The 1540-nt window shown below is 67.6% G+C and carries 2 protein-coding genes; both read left to right on the top strand.

Annotation, left to right across the window (positions count from 1 at the left end; translation table 11 throughout):
- Window positions 1-85 precede the first annotated feature (85 nt).
- Window positions 86-1141, top strand: a complete 1056-nt coding sequence (locus I2D41_RS04435; protein ID WP_229042132.1) for an IS1595 family transposase — start codon at window positions 86-88, stop codon at window positions 1139-1141.
- Window positions 1142-1151: 10 nt separating this feature from the next.
- Window positions 1152-1385 carry a type II toxin-antitoxin system RelB/DinJ family antitoxin gene (locus tag I2D41_RS04430; RefSeq protein WP_229042131.1) on the top strand — a complete coding sequence of 78 codons (234 nt, stop codon included), beginning with the start codon at window positions 1152-1154 and terminating at the stop codon, window positions 1383-1385.
- Window positions 1386-1540: the final 155 nt, after the last annotated feature.

Genomic DNA, 1540 nt, shown 5'->3' with positions numbered 1-1540 from the left:
AAGGCTCTGTTAGACCAGGATTGACATACATGTGTCCCCACGGTGCCATATCGTTGACCCCATAGACCGCGATGATGGGGGCAGCATGAACGCCGAAGACCTGGTCCTCAACTTCAAGAAGGGCATGGCGAACCTCAGCAAGACCGAGCGCCGCCGCGCTATCGAGTCCGTCAGGGACGTGATCCGCGCGGCGGCGTTCGACGACGCGGCCGGCTCCGCCTACGAAATCGAACGCTGCCCGCGCTGCGGGTCCGCCGCGGTCGTGAAGAAGGGCAAATCGAAGAACGGCGAGCAGCGCTACCTCTGCCGGGGCTGCGGCAGGACCTTCGGCATGGGCAGCGAGCGCATCCTGGGGACGAGCAGGCTCCCGAAGGAGACCTGGATGGCCTACGCCGAGTGCTTCGTGCTCATGCTGCCCCTGCGCGAGTGCGCGAGGCGCTGCCGCGTCTGCCTCAAGACCGCCTACACCATGCGCCACAGGCTGATCGAGTGCCTCTCGGCCTACTCCCCCTCGTTCAGGGTCGAGCGGGGCTGCGGCTGCGAGCTCGACGAGACCTATTTCCCCGAGTCGTTCAAGGGCAACCACGCGAAGGGGTCGTTCACGATGCCGCGCCCCTCCCGGCACCGCGGCAAGCAGGTGCACAGACGCGGGCTGTCGCGCGAGCGGATCTGCGTCATGACCGGAGTGAACGACTCGAACGAGACGTTCCTCGAGGTCACGGGGCGGGGCGCCCTTTCGAGGGAGCGCGCCATGGACGCGCTGAGGGGCCGCATCGCGGCCGGCTCGGTCGTCGCGACCGACAGGGCGGCCGCCTACGTCGGCGTCCTCGCCGAGCTCGAGGTCGCCGCGCACGCGGCCTACGACCCCAAGGACCGCTCCGGGGGGACCATCAACCGGGTCAACACCGTCCACTCGCTCCTCGGCGCCTTCATGGAGCCGTTCAGGGGCGTGTCGACGAAGCACCTCGACGCCTACCTCGCCTGGTTCAGGTGGTGCCGGACCTTCATGGCGACCGATTCCGGCGCGGCCGGGCGCACGGTCGCGCGGCAGCTCGCGCACGGCGTCTGCAGGAGCCGCGTCCGCGACATGTTCAACGTGGAGCCGCCCTACATGGACTACTGGGCCGCGCCCGCCGCATAGAGGCGGTAGAATGGTCGCACCGCGATACACGAGGAGGGGTGAGGCCATGCCGTCGAACATACCGGCCACGACGATCCGCATCGACCCGGAGGTCAAGAGGGAGGCCACGGCCATCCTGGACGAGCTCGGCCTGTCCATGTCCACCGCCGTCAACGCGTTCCTCAGGGCGCTCGTCCGAGAGGGCGGGATGCCGTTCGAGATGAGGGTCAAGACGCCGGCGCCCGACGAGGAGACGGCGAGTTAGCCGGCAGGTCGGCATGAAACGGCAGGGCCAGGCGAGCAACTCGTCCGGTCTCGGGCGCATCGCCCCTTGCCGGATTCAGATTCGACAAGGGGCGACCATTGTGCAATCGCAAGAAGATGACGGGGCGGAATGTCAATCCTGGTCTAACAGAGCCT

This window comes from Collinsella aerofaciens, from assembly GCF_015552075.1.
Classification (GTDB): Bacteria; Actinomycetota; Coriobacteriia; order Coriobacteriales; family Coriobacteriaceae; genus Collinsella; species Collinsella aerofaciens_Y.
The sequence above is the reverse complement of the archived record's forward strand: the minus strand, read 5'-3'. Positions and strand labels throughout refer to the sequence as shown.

What these genes read in the sequence shown, in the direction of transcription:
- I2D41_RS04435 (WP_229042132.1), top strand. Translation starts at nt 86, where the DNA reads ATGAACGCCGAAGACCTGGTCCTCAACTTCAAGAAGGGCATGGCGAAC.
- I2D41_RS04430 (WP_229042131.1), top strand. Translation starts at nt 1,152, where the DNA reads ATGGTCGCACCGCGATACACGAGGAGGGGTGAGGCCATGCCGTCGAAC.